Raw genomic sequence first — 15,507 nt, 5'->3', positions numbered from 1 at the left:
CCGCCATGCTAGCCGCGACCGGTGGGCGCGCTCCCAGGTCGCGCTCAGCGCACGCGGCGTGCGCCCGAGAACCGGGTGACCACCCCGGGGTGCCGGGCCGGCATCGCGAGCACCGAGTCGGGTGCGCGGTCCGCGAGGCCGGGGAAGCCCGCATCCACCAGCAGGCCGTCGTCGAGACGGTCGACCGTCGCGCGGACGAGCGGCCACGGCTCGTGCTCATTCGCGGCCCAGATCGTCCGGCCGAGGTGCCGTTCGTGGAAGCCCCAGCGCGCCGTGAGGAACCGGCTCAGCTCGTCGTCGACGGCCTCGGTCCCGGGGGTGACGCGGATGCGGGTGCGCACCCGATCCCCGAAGCCCGGATGCCGCCGCGACGCGTACTCGATCGCGTCGCCGTCCGTGCGCGTCGCCGCCTTTGCCCAGCGGTAGGGGAGTCCGAACACGGCGCGCGCTCCGAGGACCGGCAGGAGGTGTTCGGCCTCGAGCGTCTGGAAGACGACGCCGCGGCGACCGTCGGCATCCCGCGCGTACGTCCGGACGTTGATCTCGACGAACCGCCCCACGAACGGGACCGGGGGCAGCGGCAGGAACCGGAACTCGCTGAGGACGAACGGGATGAGGCCCACCCACGCCGACCCGTCGAACACGTCGGGTTCGGTGCCCGGCGGCAGCAGCGGCGCGACCTGCGACGGGTCGACGCGCCAATGCAGGAAACACGCCCCGCTCCAGCGCTGCTGCAGCACCGCACGCCCGGGAAGAGCAGGAGCGGTGGCGTCCATGACCCGGGTCAGCCGAACAGGAGCGTGAGCACGGTCGCGCCGCCGCCCACGAGCACCATCGAGATGATCACGGTCCACGCGATCACCTTCGAGCGGGCGCGCCTGCGCCCGACGAAATCGGCGTACTCCGGGTCGTCGCTCACGCGGAGACCTCGTCGACGATCGGGCCGAAGGCGGCGGGCAGCGTCGCCTTCGCGACGCGTCGCAGCTCGGGCACCGGGATCGAGAAGACGTCCTGGATCTCGAGGGACGACTGCTCGCCCTCGGGGGCCGAGTCGGTGACGCCGATGCGCAGCACGGGGTAACCGCGACCCTCGCACAGGCCGCGGAACTTCACGTCCTCCTCGCGCGGAACCGAGACGATGACACGGCCGGTCGACTCGCTGAAGAGGGCGGTCGCGGCATCCACCCCGTCGCGCTCCATGATCTCGCGCAGCCAGACGCGGGCGCCGACGCCGAACCGGGTCGTCGCCTCGGCGAGGGCCTGCGCCAGACCGCCGGCCGAGAGGTCGTGCGCGCTCGAGACGAGCATCTCGTCGCGCGCGGCCTGCAGCAGGCCCGCGAGCGTCTTCTCGCCGGCGAGGTCGACCTTCGGCGGACGACCGCCGAGGTGACCGTGGACGGTGTCGGCCCAGGCCGAGCCGTCGAGCTCGGTGGAGGTCGTGCCGAGCAGGTAGATGTTCTCGCCGGCATCCTGCCAGCCGCTCGGGATGCGGCGGGCGACGTCGTCGATGATGCCCAGCACGCCGACCACGGGGGTCGGGAAGATGGGCTGGTCGCCGGTCTGGTTGTAGAAGCTGACGTTGCCGCCCGTGACCGGGACGCCGAGCTCGAAGCAGGCGTCGGCGAGACCGTCGACGGCCTGCCCGAACTGCCACATGACCTCGGGATTCTCGGGGCTGCCGAAGTTGAGGCAGTCGGTGACCGCGGTGGGCTGGGCGCCCGTGACGGCGACGTTGCGGTACGCCTCGGCGAGGGCGAGCTGCGCACCCGCGTACGGGTCGAGCTGGCAGTAGCGGCCGTTGCAGTCGGTCGCGATCGCGAAGCCGAGGCCGGACTCCTCGTCGACGCGGATCATGCCGGCGTCGTCGGGGAAGCTGAGGGCCGTGTTGCCCATGACGTAGTAGTCGTACTGGTTGGTGACCCACGACGTGTCGGCGAGGTTGGGGCTGCCGAGCAGCTGCAGGAACTGCGTGCGCAGGACCTCGGGGTCGTCGCTGCGCTCGAGCGCAGCGGCCGAGTCGTCGTGCAGCGCGTCGATCCACGTCGGGTAGGCGACCGGGCGCTCGTAGACGGGGCCGTCGACCGCGACGGTCGAGGGGTCGACGTCGACGATCTGCTCGCCGTGCCAGAAGATCTGCAGGCGGCCGTCACCGGTGACCTCGCCGAGGACGCTCGTCTCGACATCCCACTTCTGCACGACGGCGAGGAACGCGTCGAGCTTCTCGGGAGCGACGATCGCCATCATGCGCTCCTGGCTCTCGCTCATGAGGATCTCCTCGGGCGTGAGCGAGGGGTCGCGCAGCAGGACCTTCTCGAGGTCGACGCGCATGCCTGAACCGCCGTTGGCGGCGAGCTCGCTCGTCGCGCACGAGATGCCGGCGGCGCCGAGGTCCTGGATCGCCTCGACCAGCTCGCCCTGGTACAGCTCGAGGCAGCACTCGATGAGCACCTTCTCGGCGAACGGGTCGCCGACCTGCACGGCGGGACGCTTGGTGGGGCCGCCGTCGGCGAACGTGTCGGATGCCAGGATCGACGCGCCGCCGATGCCGTCGCCGCCCGTGCGGGCGCCGAACAGGACGACCTTGTTGCCGGCGCCGGTGGCGTTGGCGAGCTTGATGTCCTCGTGGCGGAGGACGCCGACCGCGAGCGCGTTGACGAGCGGGTTGCCCTGGTAGACCTTGTCGAAGACGGTCTCGCCGCCGATGTTGGGCAGGCCGAGGCAGTTGGCGTAGAAGCTGATGCCGCTGACGACGCCGTGCACGACGCGGGCGGTGTCGGGGTCGTCGATGTCGCCGAAGCGCAGCTGGTCCATGACGGCGACGGGGCGCGCGCCCATCGAGATGATGTCGCGGACGATGCCGCCGACGCCCGTCGCGGCGCCCTGGAACGGCTCGATGTAGCTCGGGTGGTTGTGGGACTCGACCTTGAAGGTGACGGCCCAGCCCTCACCGACGTCCACGACGCCGGCGTTCTGGCCCATGCCGACCATGAGCCGTTCCTTCATCTCGTCCGAGACCTTCTGGCCGAAGCGGCGCAGGTAGATCTTGGAGGACTTGTAGGAGCAGTGCTCGCTCCACATGACGGAGTACATCGCCAGCTCGCCCGAGGTGGGGCGGCGGCCGAGGATCTCGCGGATCTTGTCGTACTCGTCAGGCTTGAGGCCGAGCGCCGCGTACGGCTGCTCCTTCTCCGGCGTGGCGACGGCGTTCTGGACAGTGTCTGCGACGGGGGTGCTCACGCGGCTGGGCTCCAAGACTCGGGATGCCGGGGGACGCCCCCATCCTATCGGCGGGGCACCCGCATCCCGTCGTGTACGGGTCGGGCCCGTAGCGATACGCTGACGCCGTCAGCTCGGCGCACTCCTGGGGGAACACATGTCGACAGCACCGCGTCGTGGGCGCCTCATCACGACGGCCGGCGTCGGCGTCATCCTGCTCGCGGCGACACCGATGCTCGCGGGATGCTCGGAGGTGGTGTTCGCGGTCGCCCGCGGGATGGTGCAGGCGGAGAAGGGCCCGACGGCGGCGCCGGAGGACGATGACCCGGCGTCGCACCTGCAGGTCAGCGTGAGCGGGCTCGAGGTGGGGGATTGCTTCGACGAGCCCGAACCGGACGACTCGACCCCCGAGTGGAGCTCAGCGGTCTACCCGGTGCCGTGCGATGACCCGCACATGTTCGAGCTGTACGCCGACACCGACATCCCGGAGTCGCTGTTGCCCGCGGGTGAGTACCCCGGCGATGAGGCGGTCTGGGACGCTGCCGACTCGGTCTGCTACTCGGCGTTCGAGGATTACGTCGGCGAGGCCTACGAGGACTCGTTCCTCGAATTCTGGTCGTACATCCCGACCGAGGCGTCGTGGAAGTACGACGATCGTCGGGTGCTCTGCGTCGTCTTCGACGAGGACGGGATGCTCACCGGCAGCGCCGAGGGCAGCGGGGCGGAGTCGTCCTAGTCCTCAGCGCCGGGCTCGTCCGTCTCGCTCGGGTCGGAGTCGATGACGCCGATGCCGACGGCGTGGTGGCTGGGTTCCTCGTCCTGCTGCGGCGGTGCCTTCGGCTCTTCGCCGGGCTCCTTGGCGACGCTGGGCTCTTCGAGCTCGTCGGTGTCGGGCATCTCCTCGGGGTCGGCGTGCTCGGCGCCTTCCTGATCGGTGCCTTCGTTCTCGGTGCCTTCGTTGTCAGCCATGGCGGCTCCTTCCGTTGGTCCTACTGTGCGGGTGGGATGCCGCGGTCGCGACGGTCTTGACGGCCCTCGTGTCGGTGGGTAGGCCTACGCTGACCGGATGGATCCGATCGGGCGTCTGCGGGAACGTGAGCGTGAGTTGCGCGCGCAGCTCGCCCGGCTCGAGGCGGATGATGCGGCGCTGCGGGTCGACCGGTCGGACGCGACGGCGGATGACGAGCACGACCCCGAGGGCTCGACGCTGTCGGGTGAGTGGCAGCGTGTCGACGCCTTGCGGGCCTCGACGCGGGACGAGTTGACGCAGGTGGCGACGGCGTTGGCGCGGGTGGATGCCGGGACCTACGGCGTCTGCGAACGGTGCGGACGACCGATCCCCGAGGCGCGACTCGAGGTGCGCCCGCAGGCGACGATGTGCGTCGCGTGCGCGTCGATCGGCTGACGAGGGGCGCTCCCCGGTCGACGCTTCGTGGCGTTCGGCGAACGCTTGCGGGGCATCGCGCGTGCGCCGGACTGACTGCGATGCGTCGGTGTGGATGCTGCTGCCGCAACACGACGCGGGCCGCGGGTGACGTCAGAAGGGTGCGGGTTCCGCTGGTGTGGTCGGCGGGGCTGGTGGTGGTGCGGCAGGGGTGAAGGCGACGGCCGGGGTGGGTGCGTCTTCGCGGTAGGTCCTGCCGAGGGGTGACGTCCATTCGAGGACGCCACCCCCCAGTTGTCGGACCCGCCAGGCGGTGAACTGCTTCATCGAGTGATGCCGCTGGCACAGGTGCGCCAGGTTGGTGAGTTCTGTTCGTCCGCCGAGGGCATGGTCGTGGGTGTGGTCGACTTCGCAGCGGATGGCGGCGATGCGGCATCCGGGGAACCTGCAGTGCTGGTCGCGGGCTTGCAGGAACCGTCGCATCCCGGAGGGGACACGGTAGGAGTCGGTTGCGACGGTGACCCCGGTGGTCGGGTCGTGGAACAGCCGCTCCCAGATGTGGGTGCCGCCGGCGAGCGTCCGTGCGGTGGCGGGGTCGATCGGGGAACGTCCGGCGAGGTCGCACGGCCCGTCATCTTGACCGGTGAGGGTGGCGGCGGGGACGAGGATTTGCACGCGTGCGCGGATCGCACCGAGGGGTCCGGCGGTGGTGTCGCGGGTGTCGTCGAGCGTGGGAGTGCCGGCGAGCAGAAGGTCGGCGAACACGTCTGCGCGGACCTGGTCGGTGGAACGCTGGTCGGTCGCAACGATCGAGGCGGCATCGTCGCTGTCGCTGTCGCTGTCGCCGCTTGTCGCGGCGGCGTCCCCGAACGCGACACCGATACCTCCGCGCGCAGCGATGCGTTCGTCGCGGGTGTCGATGATCGCGCGCGCTTGCTGCGTGAGTCGGTCGTGGATGCCCTCGGCGATCACCGTCGGGACGGTTGCGATCACGTCGGACATCCCGTCCCGCCCCGGCACCAATCGCACGCACCGCCCAGCCGCAGCTTCCTCGTGCCGTTCCGCGAACGAGCGAGGATGCATCCGGTGCGCGAGGATCTCCAACTCTCCCCGCACACGGTTGGGGGTGTCCCGTTCGCATCGGGTGATCGCGACCTGCTCGAACTCCGGCCACAACTCGGCCGGCAGACTCGTCCCGGTCTCGACGATCGCGATCGCGTGCCCGCGGATAATCCGCCCCTGCTCCCACGCCTCGACCGTCGCCGGGAACCCTTCGATCAACGTCCGCGCCTCACCGATCCGGCGTTGGACGGTCCGATCCGTCACGCGCATCACCCCGCCGACCTCGGCCGCGATCGACCGCAACGCCATGTCGTGGACCTGCACGCGCGCGTTGCGCTGCGCGATCTGCGCTTCGGCGAGACGCCCGGCGGCAGCCAGCATCCGCAGCTCCCGGACCTGCGCCCTCGCAAGCTCGACGGCCACGTCACCAGCATTCGCGACGACCCCCGCCAGGGTGGCGAGATAGTCCTCGCCACCGGGGGTTTCCGCCGCATCCGTCATACCTGCACTCTGCCACGGACCACCGACATCGATTCCTGACGGAACCACTCCCGGCAGGACGGATCCTCGCCCTGATGGCGATAATCCTCGGCTCCGTCGCCGCCGCCCCTTGACGCCCGGCATCCGCTGCCCTAACGTACAACCAAATGGTTGCACAAACGGAGCTCAGCGATGATCGGATCGACCGCGTCTTCCACGCGCTCGCGACCGCGACGCGGCGCGACATCCTGCGCCGCACTCTCGAGCGCGAGCAGTCCATCTCGGCGCTCGCCGCCGATTACGACATGTCGTTCGCGGCGGTCCAGAAGCACATCGCGGTGCTCGAGGCGGCCGAGCTGGTCGTCAAGCGCGCGGAGGGCCGCGAGCGACTCGTCCGGGCGGATCCCGCGATGATCGCCCGCGCCCGCGCGCTGCTCGCGCAGTACGAAGACCTCTGGCGCGCACGCATCGACCGCCTCGATGCGTTGCTCGCCGAACCCGAGAACTGACCGACCGTCCACCGAAGGAGAAGGACATGCCCGTCACCGACATCACCACCGACACCGAGAACCTCACGATGACGCTCACCGCCGACGTCGACGTCCCCGTCGACCGGCTGTGGCGCGCGTTCACCCAGCCGCGTCAGCTCGAGCGGTTCTGGGGCCCTCCCGGCTGGCCGGCGACCTTCACCGACTTCGACTTCACGGTCGGCGGTCACGCCCGGTACGCGATGACGAGCCCGCAGGGCGAGAAGTCCCGGGGCACGTGGGAGTTCCTCGCCATCGACGAGGGTCGCAGCTTCGAGGTGCTCGACGCGTTCGCCGACGAGGACGGACAGCCGATCGCCGAGTTCCCGTCGATGCGGATGGTCTTCTCGTTCGCTGAGACCGCCGGCGGTTCGCGCCTCTCGAACGTCACGTACTTCACCTCCGCCGAGGCCCTCGAACAGGTCGTCGCGATGGGCGCCGTCGAAGGGTCCCGCATGGCGATGGATCAGCTCGACACGGTGCTCCACGGCCTGCGCGAGTGGTTCCAGGGCAAGGGCACGAACGTCGAGCTGCTCGACGACACCCACGTGCGCATCACGCGCCTCGTCGAGGGACCCCGCGATCTCGTGTGGCGTGCCCACCACGATCCGGAACTCCTGACGAAGTGGATGCTGGGCCCCGACGGGTGGTCGATGGTCGAGTGCGTCGTCGGCGACACCTACCGGTACGTGTGGGAGGAGGGCGGAAACCCCGAGAGCCGCTTCGGCTTCGAGGGCGAGACCCTCCTCGACGACGAACCCCGCCGCTCGGTCAGCACGGAGAAGATGATCGGCATGGACGGCCCGTCGACGACCAACGACCTGCAGTTCTACGAGGAGGACGGCGCCACCCTGCTGACGCTCCTCATCGAGTACCCCGACCGCGAGACCCGCGACATGATCCTCGCCACCGGCATGGCCGACGGCATGGAGACCTCCTATGCCCGCCTCGAGAGCGAGGTGCTGCAGGCGGCCTGACCGGGTGCGCAACGGCGCGCCGCGGGGCGGGCCCCGGCATCGTCAGGCTCAGGCGCGGGCGAGGGCGTCCTCGAGCGCGACCCACGCGAGCATCGCGCACTTCACGCGCGCCGAGAACTTCGAGACCCCCGAGAGCGCCGCCGCGTCCGCGAAGGTCTCCTCGTCGAGCGGGATCGCGCCGCGTGAGCGCAGCGCCTCGCGGAAGCCGTCGATCAGCTTCACGGCATCCTCCCGTGGCAGTCCGTCGTCGCCGCCGTCCTCCTCGATCAGCGCCGCGAGCATCGAGGCGGACGCCTGCGAGATCGAGCAGCCCGACCCCTCCCAGGACAGGTCGGTGATGCGCTCGCCCGCGTCGTCGACGCGCACGCGCAGCGTGATGTCGTCGCCGCACATCGGGTTGTGCTGGTGCGAGCTCGCCGTCCGCCCCTCCTCGGGCGACAGACCGCGCCCGTGCGGGTGCTTCGAGTGATCCAGGATGAGCTCCTGGTACAGCGAGTCCAGACCGTTCATGCGTCCACTCCGAAGTAGGAACGGATGCCGCTCACGGCATCCACCAGCGCATCGACGTCGTCGTCGGTGTTGTACAGCGAGGCCGACGCCCGGACGGACGCCGTCACCCCGAACCGCTTGTGCAGCGGCGCGGCGCAATGGTGCCCGACGCGCACGGCGATCCCCTGCGCGTCGAGGTACTGACCGGCGTCGTGCGCGTGCACGCCGTCGACCGTGAAACTCCACAGGCCCACGCGCTCGGCGCCCTCGGCGTCTCCGAGCAGGCGGATGCCGGGGATGTCGACGAGCCCCTCGCGCATCCGCGCGGCCAGGCGCACCTCGTGCGCGTGCACGGCGGCCATGCCCGCATCCTCGAGGTACGACACCGCGGCGGCGAGTCCGATCGCGGGGCCGATCGGCTGGGTCCCCGCCTCGAACCGCTGCGGCGGTGGCAGGTACCCCGCCTCGTCCAGCGTGACGGTCGTGATCATCGACCCGCCGGTCAGGAACGGGGGCAGCGCCTCGAGCACCTCGCTGCGGCCGTAGAGACCGCCGACGCCGTAGGGGCCGAGCATCTTGTGCCCGCTGAAGACCGCGAGGTCCACCCCGAGCGCGGGCAGGTCGAGCCGCATGTGCGGAGCGGACTGGCACGCGTCGAGCACCGTCAGTGCGCCGACCTCCCGCGCGAGCGCGACGAGCTCGGCGACGGGGTTCACGATCCCGAGCACGTTCGACACATGCAAGAACGCCACGATCCGGGTGCGCTCGCCGATGATCTGCGCGGCGGCATCCAGGTCGAGGCGGCCGTCGTCGTGCACGGGGATGTGGCGCAGCACCGCGCCGGTGCGCGCGGCGAGCTCCTGCCACGGGATGAGGTTCGCGTGGTGCTCCGCCTCGGTCGCGACGATCTCGTCTCCAGGCTGCAGCGCGAACCGAGCGGATGCCGGTGCCCCCCGCCCGAGCGTCGCGTTGCCGATCGCGTACGCCACGAGGTTCAGTCCCATCGTCGCGCCGCTCGTCCACACGAGCTGCTCGTCGCGGGCGCCGACGAAGCGCGCGACCGTGGCCCGGGCATCCTCGAACAGGTCCGTCGCCTCGGCGGCGAGGGTGTGGGCGCCTCGGTGCACGGCCGCGTTGCTGCGGGTGAGGAAGTCGTACTCGGCCTGCAGCACCTGACGCGGCTTCTGGCTCGTCGCGCCGGAGTCGAGGTAGACCAGCGGGTGGCCGTTCACCTCCTGCTGGAGGATCGGGAAGTCTTCGCGCAGCCGGGCAGCGTCGAGCGTCGCGGTCTCGGACAGGGCGGGAGAAGTCACCCTTCTAGGCTACGCCGGTGGTGAAGCCTGCGGCCGAGTGCGACGGCGACGGCCTCAGAGCTTCGACGCGAATTCATACGCGATCGACGAGATCCGATCCGCCTTGTCACCGTCGATGATGATGCTCACGCGAGGCGTCGTCGGGGGGTCCGTGGTGACCGAGCGGTCCTGCTCGAGGATGAGACGCTGGCCGTCGGTGAACGGCGAGGGGAACTCCTCGTGCGGCCCCGCTGCGCGGGCCTCGTCGAGGGGGTCGCCGATGCGCAGCCCGAATTCCGCGACGATCTCGACATCGCCGACCGCATTCGCGGTGAATGTCGCGAAGGCGGGAGCGTCGTACTCGGTGCGGGTCTTGCCATCGGGAGTCTCGACCATCGTGCCCAGTTCGAAGCCGGACCACTGCCACAGCGTGTAGTCGGGGAAGTGCGAGCCGTCGCCGTCTTGGAGACCCTTCGTCGGCTCGGAACCGAACGCCTCGCTGAGCGCTGCCACCGCGGTCTCGGGCTCGTCGCTCCACGCGAAGGAGAAGACTGGGTTCCCGCCACGGTCGACCGCGTCGAACCCTTCGGCCGTCAACGTGATCTGCCGCACGGAGGCGTCGGCCGAGGGTGAGGGCGTCTCCGAGGGCGCGGGCGTGGGCGCCGCCGGGGACGGAGTGGATGCCTCGGGCGTCGGCGAGCCTGCTCCCGGCGCGGCGGCGGGGGCCGGCGCGCGGTTCAGCAGGAGCACGATCGCGATGACGGCCGCGATCGCGAGCACACCCGCGAACGTCAGGAGCGGGATGAGGTTGCGGGGACGGCGAGACTCTGCCATGGGCACATCATGGCAGCCCGGCGAGTTTCATCCATCAGTTTTCGGAATGCTCTACCAAACCGTAATGACGCTGCTCGACGCGGCCGCCGCGGTCGTCGCCGGGGAGGGGGCGCGAACGCCGTCCGTAGACGATCTCCGACGAGTCGAGCAGCCACGGCACGAGCGTCACCGTGACGCCGTGCACCATCATCAGCTGCTGCGCGATGCGGCGGGCCCGGCGGTTGTGGAGGGGTGTCTCCCACCAATGCCCGACGATGTACTGCGGCAGGTAGACGGTCACGACCGAGGGTCCGTGCTTCTCGCGGTACTTCTCGATGAAGCCGATGAGCGGCCCGGCGTAGTGGCGGTAGGGCGAGTCGACGACGACGAGGGGCACCGGCATCCGGTGGTACTCCCAATCGGCTTTCAGCTCGGCGATGTCGTCGGTCGTGACGGCCACGTGGACGGCGAGCGTCTTCTCGTGCTTGGCGGCGAGGGCGTAGTCGATCGCCTTGGCGACGGGCTTCTGCAGCTTGCCCACGAGGATGATGGCGAGGTCGCCCGACGAGCCGAACTTCACGGAGTCGTCCATCTCGATCTCGTGCTCGACGTCGCGGTAGTAGCGGTTCACGCCGATCATGAGGAACGCGAGCACCGGCATAGCCAGGAAGACGAGCCACGCGCCGTGGGTGAACTTCGTGATCGTCACGATCGCGAGCACGGCCACGGTGAACGCCGCCCCGACCGAGTTGATCACGAGTCCCGCCGTCGCCTCGCGTCGCGCCGCGGCGGGCCGGGTCTTGAGCAGCCGCAGCTCGCGCCGCCAATGGCGCACCATGCCGATCTGTCCGAGCGAGAACGACACGAACACACCGATGATGTAGAGCTGGATGAGGGTGGTCAGGTTGGCCTGGAAGACCACGAGGATCGCGATCGCCGCGCCGCCGAGGATCAGCATCCCGTTCGAGAAGACGAGGCGGTCGCCGCGGGAGTTCAGCGCCTTCGGCGCGTAGCTGTCGCGCGCGAGCACCGATCCGAGCAGCGGGAACCCGTTGAAGGCGGTGTTGGCCGCCAGCAGCAGGACGCACGCGGTCGCGGCCTGGATGACGAAGAAGAAGATCGAGTCGCCGCCGAACGTGGCCGCGGCCACCTGGGCCATGAGGCTCGGCTGGGGTCCCGCCTCGCAGTCGAATCCGATCAGCTTGCAGGGGTTCTCGGCGTAGTGCACCCCCGCGATGAGGGCGAGGGCGGTGAGCCCGGCGAACAGCGCGATGGCGATGCCGCCCATGAGGACGAGGGTCGTCTGCGCGTTCTTGATCTTCGGCGTGCGGAAGGCGGGGACGCCGTTGCTGACCGCCTCGACACCGGTGAGGGCGGAGCACCCGCTCGAGAAGGCGCGCAGCAGGAGCAGGATGAAGGCGACCTGCGACAGGCTGTCGGCCTCGACGGTGAAGTCGGCGCTCGAGGCGACGGGGGCGTCGCCCATCGCCCACCGGAACAGACCGGTCACGATCATGAGGGCGACCGACCCGATGAAGACGTACGTGGGGATCGCGAACGCCTGCGACGCTTCGCGCACGCCGCGCAGGTTGACGATGACCAGCAGGATGACGAAGCCCACCGCCAGTTCGACGCGCCAGGGGTCGAGGGCCGGCAGCGCCGAGATGATGTTGTCGACGCCGGAGGAGACCGACACGGCGACGGTCAGCACGTAGTCGACGAGCAGAGCGGATGCCACGACGACACCGGCCTTCTCGCCGAGGTTCGTGCGGGCCACCTCGTAGTCGCCGCCGCCGGAGGGGTAGGCCTTGATGAGCTGGCGGTAGCTGAGGACCACGACGACCAGCAGCACCACGACGGCCGCCGCCACCGGCGGCGCGAAGGCCATGAACGCCGTGCCGCCGAGCAGCAGGATCATGAGCAGTTCCTGCGGCGCGTAGGCCACCGACGAGAGCGCGTCGGAGGCGAAGATCGGCAGCGCCCGCTTCTTGGGCAGGAGCTGTCCGTCGAGCTTCTCGGTATCGAGGGGTTCGCCGATCAGCATGCGCTTCACGGCGGGGGAGGGGGCCGCGTTCGGATCGCGGCTGTCACTGGTCACGGCGGGCGACATTACGCCTCCCGCGAACGCAGTGCAACGCGAAGCGGATGCCGCGCTGTCCCTAGACTCCAGGCATGACCGGACAGCTCTTCCCCGCGGTCGTCGCGGTCCTGTTCGGTGCCGTCGTAGGCCTGCTGCTCTTCGTGCCCCTCGTGGCCGTCAGCTACCGGCGCCGCGGGCGCCTGACCCTCGGCAGGCTGGCCTTCTGGGCGGCATCCCTCGTCTACTTCATGGCGCTGTGGACGTACACCCTGCTGCCGCTTCCGACCTCGGACGACTATCGCTGCGCGGGCGCGGTGCTCAGCCTCGCGCCGACCGTCGACGATGTCGTCGGCGCGGTCGCGGACGGCGCGGCCCTCACCGACGTCCGCCTGCTGCAGGTCGTCTTCAACGTGCTGCTGTTCGTGCCGCTCGGGTTCCTCCTGCGGGTCGCCCTGCGCCGCGGCCTCGTCGTCGCCCTCGTCGCCGGGCTCGCGGTCTCGCTGCTCATCGAGCTGACCCAGCTGACCGGCGTCTGGGGCGTCTTCCCCTGCGGCTACCGTCTCTTCGACGTGGGCGACCTGACGACCAACACGATGGGTTCGCTCGTCGGCTCGCTGATCGCCCTCATCGTCCCGACGCGGCTGCGGGGACTCGAGAAGGCAGCGGATGCCGGGGCGCCCCGCCCCGTCACGCGGGGGCGCCGGCTGCTCGCCGTGCTCTGCGACCTGCTCGGCGCCTCGATCGTCGGCGGCGCGGCCGGCACCGTCGTCCAGCTCTTCCTGCAGTTCGCGCTCCGGCGGGAGGACCTGGTCGCCGACGCCGTCCTCGGTGATCTCGCCGCCGGCTGGGTCCCGATCCTGCTGTGGCTCATCGTGGTCCTCGTGACCGGCCGCACGGTCGGCGACCTCGCCGTCGAGCTGCGTTACGACGGCGGACGGCTGCCCGAATGGGCGGCCCGCCTGCTGCGGTTCGCGGCCGGCATCGGCGGATACCTGCTGCTCGGGCAGCTCCTCGGCGACACGAGTCTTCTCGTCGGCCTCTTCGCGCTCGTGTCGTTCGTGCTGCTGTTCACGACGCGCGCCGGACGCGGCCTGCCGGGGCTCGCGACGGGCCGCGACCTCGTCGACGCGCGGTCAGAGTCCGCCCGCGTCGACGGTCACTGACCGCGGGCGCGGAACGTGTACGTGATCGTCGCGACCTTCTGCGCGGACTCGTCCGACTCGACGAAGGCGCTGAACACGCGCTCGCCGTTGCTGTAGAACGTGCCGCGGCCCTCGCCGTAGGTCAGGCGCAGGCGTCCGTTCGTGAGGGCGAACTCGTCGAACGGCCCCTTGCTGCGGGCCTGGTCGATGGTGTCGCCCACCGCGACGCCGAACTCGTTCGTGACCTGCACGTCGGCCGGCAGACCGGCACCGACGGTGACCCAGGTCGGCGCCGGCACCTCGCTGCGCGAGCGCCCGCCGTCACCGAGGAACACGTCGTAGAGGCGGAAGCCGGGCCACACGTAGATGTCGTACGCCCAGTTCTCGGCGTCGCCGTTGACGAAGTCCTCCTCCGGCGCCGTGCCGAACGCTTCGGTGAGCGCGGCGATCGCGGGGGCCGCGTCATCCGCCCATCGGTGCGTGAACTCGCCGTCCTCGGACGTGATCGTGAAGCCCGATCCGTTCAGCGCGATCGTCGAGGCCGCCGCCGGCGGCTCGGGCGTGGGCGTCTCGGACGGCTGCGGCTGCTCCTGCGGCGTCGAGGGCGCGGGCTGCGGCGCGGCCGGGGAACTCGCCGCGGGCGGTGCCGCCGTCGTCGGCTCGGTCGCGCGCAGCAGGTAGGCGCTGACCACGACGATCACCGCCACGAGCAGCACACCGGCGATGGCGCCGAGGATCATCGGCACGCGGTTCGGGTTCTCGGGGCGCTCCGGCTCGCGGTGCTCCTGCGGATCGAGGGGGGCGAAAGGCAGCCAGTCGTCGTTGCTCACGAGAGGAACTCCCGCGCGGCGACGGTCAGGGCGTCGACGCCGCGCTCGATGGTCGGGTGCAGCACGGGGGCGAAGAAGGGGGAGTGGTTCGTCGGGATGTCGCGCGAGATCGTGCCGGCAGCGGCGGCATCCGCGTACTGCTGCGGGTCGACACCGCCCCAGAACCAGTAGACGAGCGGGGCGCCGGACTCGCGGGCGAACCACGAGACATCCTCGCTGCCGGTGAACATGCCGGGGTCGACGACCGTGCCCTCGCCGAACGCGCGGTCGAGCGCGGCGGTCAGACGCGCGGTCGCGTCTGCGTCGTTGATCGTCGGCGGGAGGGAATGGAGGGTTGAGATCGTGGGTTCCTGCTCGGCACCGGATGCCGCCGCCTCGGCGCGGACGACGCGTTCGACGCGCGCGAGGATGTCGGCGCGCGCCTCGTCGTTGGGGTAGCGCAGGCTGAGCTCGAGGGTCGCCTCGGCGGGGATGATGTTGTTCTTCAGGCCCGCGTGGATCGAGCCGACGGTGACGACCGCCATCTCGCGCGGGTCGACCTCGCGGGAGACGATCGTCTGCAGGCGCATGACGGTGGCCGCCGCCATGACGACGGGGTCGATCGTGGCGTGCGGGCGCGAGCCGTGTCCGCCGCGGCCGTGCAGGGTGACGGTGATGCCGTCGGATGCCGCCATCTGCGTGCCCGGACGCACACCGATCGTTCCCGCCGGCAGCGGGGTCAGGTGCTGACCGAGGACGATGTCGGGCTTCGGGTACCGGTCGAAGACGCCGTCGGCGATCATCGCCTGCGCGCCGGCGCCGTACTCCTCGGCGGGCTGGAAGACGGCGACGACGGTGCCCGACCATTCGCCGCGGGTCGCCTGCAGCTTCTCGAGTGCACCCAGCAGCGCGGTCACGTGCATGTCGTGTCCGCACGCGTGCATGACGGGCACGTCCTGCCCCGCCGGGTCGACGCCGCGGGCGGTGCTGGCGTAGGGGAGTCCGGTCTGCTCGGCGACGGGGAGGCCGTCCATGTCGGCGCGCAGCCAGACGACGGGGCCGTCGCCGCTGCGGACGACCGTGACGACACCCGTGCGGCCGACGCCCTCCTCGTACTCGAGGCCGAGCGCCGCGAGCTCGCGCGTGATGACGCCGGCCGTCCGGGTCTCCTGGAACGAGAGTTCCGGATGCCGGTGCAGATCGGTGTAGATCGCTTCGAGGTCGAGGGGCATACCT

The 15,507-nt window shown here is 70.6% G+C and carries 16 protein-coding genes; 5 read left to right on the top strand and 11 right to left on the bottom strand.

All coding sequences use genetic code 11. From position 1 onward, the window contains the following. Positions 1–44: 44 nt before the first annotated feature. The 3 genes from Q9S71_RS04530 to purL are packed head-to-tail and all read right to left on the bottom strand — an operon-like array spanning position 45 to position 3,237. A complete protein-coding gene (locus Q9S71_RS04530) occupies positions 45–776 on the bottom strand; it encodes a YqjF family protein (RefSeq protein WP_311860802.1) in 732 nt (243 codons plus the stop codon). An 8-nt stretch (positions 777–784) separates the two neighbouring features. Next, a complete protein-coding gene (locus Q9S71_RS04525) occupies positions 785–919 on the bottom strand; it encodes a hypothetical protein (protein WP_311860801.1) in 135 nt (44 codons plus the stop codon). After that, positions 916–3,237, bottom strand: a complete 2,322-nt coding sequence (gene purL / locus Q9S71_RS04520; RefSeq protein WP_311860800.1) for a phosphoribosylformylglycinamidine synthase subunit PurL — start codon at positions 3,235–3,237, stop codon at positions 916–918. Before purL ends, Q9S71_RS04525 begins: the two co-directional genes overlap by 4 nt. Positions 3,238–3,373: 136 nt before the next feature. On the opposite strand from purL, the gene Q9S71_RS04515 reads away from it, so the two are divergent. Then, complete coding sequence (locus tag Q9S71_RS04515; protein ID WP_311860798.1) at positions 3,374–3,952, top strand: septum formation family protein; 579 nt, start codon at positions 3,374–3,376, stop codon at positions 3,950–3,952. Here the strand turns inward: Q9S71_RS04515 and Q9S71_RS04510 are convergent. Then, on the bottom strand, positions 3,949–4,185 hold the full coding sequence (locus tag Q9S71_RS04510; RefSeq protein ID WP_311860796.1) for a hypothetical protein: 237 nt from the start codon (positions 4,183–4,185) through the stop codon (positions 3,949–3,951). The genes Q9S71_RS04515 and Q9S71_RS04510 overlap by 4 nt on opposite strands. Positions 4,186–4,282: 97 nt before the next feature. Here Q9S71_RS04510 and Q9S71_RS04505 point away from each other — a divergent pair, with 97 nt between their 5' ends. Beyond that, positions 4,283–4,621, top strand: coding sequence for a TraR/DksA family transcriptional regulator (locus tag Q9S71_RS04505; protein ID WP_311860794.1), 339 nt, complete (start codon positions 4,283–4,285; stop codon positions 4,619–4,621). Between the two features lie 132 nt (positions 4,622–4,753). Here the strand turns inward: Q9S71_RS04505 and Q9S71_RS04500 are convergent, their stop codons facing one another. Beyond that, on the bottom strand, positions 4,754–6,163 hold the full coding sequence (locus Q9S71_RS04500; protein WP_311860792.1) for an HNH endonuclease signature motif containing protein: 1,410 nt from the start codon (positions 6,161–6,163) through the stop codon (positions 4,754–4,756). A 146-nt stretch (positions 6,164–6,309) separates the two neighbouring features. Between Q9S71_RS04500 and Q9S71_RS04495 the strand changes: the two genes are divergently transcribed. Together Q9S71_RS04495 and Q9S71_RS04490 are read left to right on the top strand one after the other, a co-directional pair. Next, complete coding sequence (locus Q9S71_RS04495) at positions 6,310–6,651, top strand: ArsR/SmtB family transcription factor (RefSeq protein ID WP_311860790.1); 342 nt, start codon at positions 6,310–6,312, stop codon at positions 6,649–6,651. Between the two features lie 26 nt (positions 6,652–6,677). After that, positions 6,678–7,646, top strand: a complete 969-nt coding sequence (locus Q9S71_RS04490) for an SRPBCC family protein (RefSeq protein WP_311860789.1) — start codon at positions 6,678–6,680, stop codon at positions 7,644–7,646. A 48-nt stretch (positions 7,647–7,694) separates the two neighbouring features. Here the strand turns inward: Q9S71_RS04490 and sufU are convergent, their stop codons facing one another. Genes sufU through Q9S71_RS04470 form a run of 4 tightly spaced genes read right to left on the bottom strand, consistent with a single transcriptional unit; the run spans position 7,695 to position 12,350 of the window. Further along, complete coding sequence (sufU, locus tag Q9S71_RS04485) at positions 7,695–8,156, bottom strand: Fe-S cluster assembly sulfur transfer protein SufU (RefSeq protein ID WP_217529033.1); 462 nt, start codon at positions 8,154–8,156, stop codon at positions 7,695–7,697. Then, on the bottom strand, positions 8,153–9,448 hold the full coding sequence (locus Q9S71_RS04480) for a SufS family cysteine desulfurase (RefSeq protein ID WP_311860788.1): 1,296 nt from the start codon (positions 9,446–9,448) through the stop codon (positions 8,153–8,155). The genes sufU and Q9S71_RS04480 overlap by 4 nt, the downstream gene beginning before the upstream one ends. Before the next feature lie 54 nt (positions 9,449–9,502). After that, on the bottom strand, positions 9,503–10,261 hold the full coding sequence (locus Q9S71_RS04475; protein ID WP_311860786.1) for a hypothetical protein: 759 nt from the start codon (positions 10,259–10,261) through the stop codon (positions 9,503–9,505). A 34-nt stretch (positions 10,262–10,295) separates the two neighbouring features. Continuing rightward, positions 10,296–12,350, bottom strand: a complete 2,055-nt coding sequence (locus tag Q9S71_RS04470) for an APC family permease (RefSeq protein WP_311860785.1) — start codon at positions 12,348–12,350, stop codon at positions 10,296–10,298. Positions 12,351–12,412: 62 nt separating this feature from the next. Here Q9S71_RS04470 and Q9S71_RS04465 point away from each other — a divergent pair, with 62 nt between their 5' ends. Continuing rightward, positions 12,413–13,483, top strand: a complete 1,071-nt coding sequence (locus tag Q9S71_RS04465; protein WP_311860784.1) for a VanZ family protein — start codon at positions 12,413–12,415, stop codon at positions 13,481–13,483. Here Q9S71_RS04465 and Q9S71_RS04460 read toward each other — a convergent pair. Both Q9S71_RS04460 and Q9S71_RS04455 read right to left on the bottom strand, forming a co-directional pair. Next, on the bottom strand, positions 13,477–14,292 hold the full coding sequence (locus Q9S71_RS04460) for a hypothetical protein (protein WP_311860782.1): 816 nt from the start codon (positions 14,290–14,292) through the stop codon (positions 13,477–13,479). The two genes, Q9S71_RS04465 and Q9S71_RS04460, sit on opposite strands and share 7 nt — an antisense overlap. After that, the gene (locus Q9S71_RS04455) at positions 14,289–15,503 is read right to left on the bottom strand and encodes an amidohydrolase (protein WP_311860781.1); all 1,215 of its coding nucleotides are present in this window, start codon (positions 15,501–15,503) and stop codon (positions 14,289–14,291) included. Before Q9S71_RS04455 ends, Q9S71_RS04460 begins: the two co-directional genes overlap by 4 nt. Between the last annotated feature and the right edge of the window lie 4 nt (positions 15,504–15,507).

The sequence above is a fragment of the Microbacterium gawkjiense genome, assembly GCF_031932225.1.
GTDB classification, from domain to species: Bacteria; Actinomycetota; Actinomycetes; order Actinomycetales; family Microbacteriaceae; genus Microbacterium; species Microbacterium gawkjiense.
This window is presented reverse-complemented; position numbering and strand designations above follow the sequence as displayed.